The sequence below is a fragment of the Terriglobales bacterium genome (genome assembly GCA_035624475.1).
Taxonomy (GTDB): Bacteria; Acidobacteriota; Terriglobia; order Terriglobales; family Acidobacteriaceae; genus DASPRL01.
Genome location: DASPRL010000236.1, coordinates 1 through 4,429 on the forward strand (window position 1 = coordinate 1; position 4,429 = coordinate 4,429).

At 66.9% G+C, this 4,429-nt stretch carries 5 protein-coding genes; 2 read left to right on the plus strand and 3 right to left on the minus strand.

Features of this window, described 5'->3' with window-relative positions; translation table 11 throughout:
* Positions 1–604: cation diffusion facilitator family transporter (locus VEG08_09820; GenBank protein ID HXZ28279.1), on the minus strand; the 604-nt coding region annotated here is incomplete at its 3' end.
* A gap of 150 nt (positions 605–754) precedes the next feature.
* Between VEG08_09820 and VEG08_09825 the strand changes: the two genes are divergently transcribed.
* Together VEG08_09825 and VEG08_09830 are read left to right on the plus strand one after the other, a co-directional pair.
* The gene (locus VEG08_09825; GenBank protein HXZ28280.1) at positions 755–1,711 is read left to right on the plus strand and encodes a peptidylprolyl isomerase; all 957 of its coding nucleotides are present in this window, start codon (positions 755–757) and stop codon (positions 1,709–1,711) included.
* 3 nt (positions 1,712–1,714) lie between these two features.
* Positions 1,715–2,791, plus strand: a complete 1,077-nt coding sequence (locus VEG08_09830) for an NAD-dependent epimerase/dehydratase family protein (protein ID HXZ28281.1) — start codon at positions 1,715–1,717, stop codon at positions 2,789–2,791.
* 81 nt (positions 2,792–2,872) lie between these two features.
* Here the strand turns inward: VEG08_09830 and VEG08_09835 are convergent, their stop codons facing one another.
* Together VEG08_09835 and VEG08_09840 are read right to left on the minus strand one after the other, a co-directional pair.
* On the minus strand, positions 2,873–3,580 hold the full coding sequence (locus tag VEG08_09835; GenBank protein ID HXZ28282.1) for a VCBS repeat-containing protein: 708 nt from the start codon (positions 3,578–3,580) through the stop codon (positions 2,873–2,875).
* A 194-nt stretch (positions 3,581–3,774) separates the two neighbouring features.
* Positions 3,775–4,429 (minus strand): ubiquinone/menaquinone biosynthesis methyltransferase (locus tag VEG08_09840; GenBank protein HXZ28283.1); only part of this gene is annotated, 655 nt, incomplete at its 5' end.

Below are 4,429 nucleotides of genomic sequence, written 5' to 3' on the forward strand. Positions count from 1 at the left end.
CCAGCGCGGCCACCGAGTCGGCCTGGCGCAGCCAGTTCAGCTCGAAATAGCGGCCTACCAGCACCAGCCCCAGCCCCAGGACCACCACCGCGCTGGAGTAGATGTCGGTGGAGAAGTGCAGGGCGTCGGCAGCCAGGGCCTGGCTGTCATAGCGCTCGGCGATGCGCTTGAGCGCGCGCGAGCGCCAGAAGTCCACTCCCATGGAGACGAACATCACCAGGAAGGCGGCCAGGGTGGGCTCCACGTGAAAAGGCAGGCGGCCCAGCAGCCGCCGCACCGCCTCCCAGATGATCCACACGCAGGTGGCCAGCAGCAGCCCCGTCTCCAGGAAGGCGGAGAAGTTCTCGAACTTGCCGTGGCCGTACGTGTGGTCGGCGTCGGCGGGCTTGTCGGAGACGCGGATGGAGAGCAAGGTGACCACCGCGGCCACCAGGTCCAGGCCGGAGTGCAGCGCCTCGGAGAGGATGCCCAGGCTGCCGGTGGAGACACCGACGACGAACTTCAGGGCGGTGATCCCCAGCGCTGCCAGCACGGAGTTGCGTGCCACCAGACGCTTCTCCGAGCGCATGGCCTCGGCGTTCATGACCTGGGAAGTCGCTGCCATCTCCCGCCATTATCGCCGCTCGCGAGCAGAGCTGGAAATGGCTTTTGATCCGGGGAGCGCGGGCGGCCTGCGCCCGCCCCGGCCACCGGCGCGCCGCCGCTTGTGCTAGCATCATGGATTCGCGCTTCAATCCCTGGAGGCTTCCATCCCATGCGGTATCTCGCTCTGCTCGCCTTGCTCTGCGCCACCCTGGCTGCGGCCCAGGGAGCGCCCGGTACCACGCCGCAGCGACCCGCGGCTCCGGCCCCCGTGGCTCCCGCCCCGGTTGCCCCCGACACTCCCGTCATCACCATCGAGGGCTACTGCCCGGCCACCGAGTCCGGCAAGGTGCAGTTGCAGAATGCCCTGGCGCCGCCCTGCCGCATGGTGGTCACGCGCGAGCAGTTCGAGCGCCTGGCCAAGGCCATCAGCCCCGAGGCTAAACCCGCCGAGATGACCCGCTTCGCTCACGCCTACGCCCAGTACATGGTGGCGGCCAACGACGCCATCAAGCTGGGCCTCGACAAGAGCCCGGAGGCGGCCACCCTCCTGGACTATCTGCGGCTGCAGGCTCTCTCCACCGTGCTGCAGAACCACTATCGCGACGACGTCAAGAACATCTCCGACGCCGAGCTGCAGAGCTACTACAACGACAACGTCGCCCAGTTCGAGGAGATCCAGTTGGAGCGCCTCTACGTCCCCAAGGCGGTGAACGGCCAGAGGCAGGATGAGGCCGCGGTCAAGGCTAAAGCCGAAGCTCTGCGCGCCCGCGCCGCCGCCGGCGAGGCCTTCGACGCCCTGCAGAAGGAAGCCTGGGGCACGAACCAGCAGGCGCCCCCGCCCACCAAGGTCGGGCCCCTGCGCCGCGGCGCCATGCCCACTCCCCTGGAGAACCAGATCTTCGCCCTCAAGGTGGGCGAGATCAGCCCCGTCCTCGACGAGCAGCCCGGGTACTACATCATCCGCATGATAGGGCGCCGCACCCTGCCCTTCGCCGACGTGAAGGACCAGATCCACGATCAACTGGAGAAGAAGAAATTCGCCGACCTGATGCGGGGGGTCCTCGAGCTCAAGCCGGCGCTCAACCCGTCGTACTTCACCACCCCCGCTCCCGGTTCGCAGCCATAAGGGATGGCGGAGGAGCGCAGCACCGTCCTGGTGACGGGCGTGGCCGGCAACCTGGGCCGGCGCCTGCTGCCGCAGCTTGCCGATCTCGAGGTGGTGGGCGTGGACATGGCCGCGCCTCCCGAGGGCCTAGCGCGCTTCCAGCAGATGGACCTGGGCGAGGAGCGCTCCTGCGAAGAACTGGTGGCGCTGCTGCGCGAGAGCCGCGCCGCCGCCGTCGTCCACCTGGCCTTCGTCATCGATCCGCAGCGCACCGGGGTGCTCGACCGCGAGCGCATGTGGCAGATCAACGTGGCGGGCACGGCGCGCGTCTGCGAGGCCATCGCCGTGGTCAACCGCACCGGCGGCGGCGTTCGCAAGTTCCTCTTTCCCTCCAGCGTCTCCGCCTACGGGCCGGAGACCCCGGGCCCGGTGCGCGAAGACCATCCCCTGGCCGCGCACACCCTGCCCTACGCTATCCACAAGCAGGAGTCCGACGAGGTGGTGCAGGAGCGCGTGCCCTCGCTGGGCGACTGCCGCACCTACATCCTGCGCCCGCACATCTTCACCGGGGCGACCATGCAGAACTACCTGGTGGGAGTGCTGCGGGGCACGCCCACGGGCAAGAGCAAGAAGGCGGCGCGCTGGCGGGAGAAGGGCAAGCGCCTGCCCATGACCCTGCCCTTCGGCGACCAGTACCCGGAGAAGAAGCTGCAGGTCGTCCACGTGGACGACATGGCGCGGCTGATCGCGCACATCCTGCGGCGGCCGGAGGGCGACCCCGCGCTGACCATCCTCAACGTGGCCGCGCCCGGCGCGCCCGTCACGCTCCAGCGCTGCGCCGAGATCGCGCAGGCGCGGGTGCGCCGCGCGCCCCGCTGGCTGATGAAGCTGGCACTGCGGCGCATGTGGAACTCGGGCTTCAGCGCCATCCCACCCGAGGCCCTGCCTTACATGATCGGCTCCTATACCATGGACACGCGGCGGCTGGAGCAGTTCCTGGGTGCGGAGTACCGCCAGGTCCTGCAGCACGACGTGGAAGCGGCGCTGGCGGACAGCTTTGTGAAGTCGCCAGTCGCCAGTGGCGAGTTGCCAGTTGCTTGAGGATTGTCATCCTGAGTGCGGCGAGGAAGCGAACGCGATCGAGCAAGCGAAGGACCCCTATCGTCAGGACAGCATCATTCGTCAGCAACCAACGGTCCGAAAGACTGCCGCTTGCCCGACGAGCTGACCGGGCTTCGCCAGAGAGGAAAGCCAGAGCACCTTATAAGCGACGTTGTAATGGTCACTTGTGTTGACGTAGAGATCTGGCTTCCCGTCGCCGTCGAGGTCGCCTACCCACATGACGGTGATATAGGGATCATTCCCGCCGTCCGGAAGTGAGAATAGCTCCTGCGACACCGCGCCATCGAAAAGCAAGAGCCTTGACCCCTTCGGCAGAAGGTCCTTGGCCGTCTTCGTGCCCTCCACCCGCAGAGTGTAAGTCACCTCGGCAAGTACGAACTTCTGCTCATCTCCTGCCGCGAGGGCTTGCTCGCCCACAAATGCTGTCGGAAGCAAGCGCTGCGCCGCCGAAATCCCCCGCACCAGGAAAAGCGGCTGCTGTTTGCTGGAGACGGCGATTGAAGTACCCGTCGGCTTGTTCTCTTCGTCATCGCCAAGCGGGTCCGGAATGCGAGCGGTCTTGAGGGTGACTGGCCTTGCCGCGCAAACCTCTCCTTGACAGAACACACCGACCCAGGCTGCTGGTTGCTCTAAAGCCACATCCGTTCCGTGGAACTCTCCAGTCTCGAGTACCGCGAAACGTTGCGATGAGGGCGCCTGTGACTGCGCCATCGCAAGCAGCACGAGAGCTGTTACGAGCTGCTTTACCGGCTCGGCGAACCACATCATCTCAGTATGGCACCATCTTAGGACGAACGAGAGACGGCACCAAGCCCGGCATAGGGGTCTTTCGCTTGCTCGGTCGCGTACACTCCCTCACCGCGCTCAGGATGACAAGACTTAAAGTGACGCTTGAGGCGTTGGCCGTTTGGGTGTGAGCCAGAGCTAATGTCTAGAGGCTCATGGCGGCCAACCACCAACGACTAACGACCAACGACTTTCCCCCGGTACAGCCCCGCGATCCCAAACGTGTACGGCGTCCAGGAAACCTCGCTGAACCCGGCCGCCTTCATCCGCTCCAGCATGGCCTCGGGTGTGGGGAAGCGCCCCACCGAGGCCGGCAGGTAGGCGTAGGGCCCGCGCACCCCGGAGATCCAGGTGCCCACCCGCGGCAGCACGCGCCGGAAATAAAACCCGTAGGCGGCGCCCAGCACGCCACGCGGCTGGCCGAAGTCCAGGATGCCCACTTCCCCGCCCTCACGCAGCACGCGGAAGATCTCGCGCAGCCCGGCATCGTAGTCGGTGAGGTTGCGGAAGCCGAAAGCCGAGACTACGAGATCGAAGTGCGCCGGAGGGAATGGAAGCTGCAGCGCGTCGGCCTCGCAGAGGCCCAGGGCCTTGCCCTCTCCCTTGCGCGCGGCGCGTTGCAGCATGGCGTGGGAAAAATCCGCGCCCACGATGGCGGGCGTGGCCGGGCGCGCGTGCCGCCGCAGTGCCAGCGCCATGTCGGCGGTGCCGCAGCAGAGGTCGAGCGCGCGGGCTCCGGGACGCTGCAAGACCTCGCGGAAGAGGCGCGCCGTCCGCCGCCACCACAGCTTGTCCACGTTGAAGGAGAGCAGGTGGTTGAGCAGGTCGTAG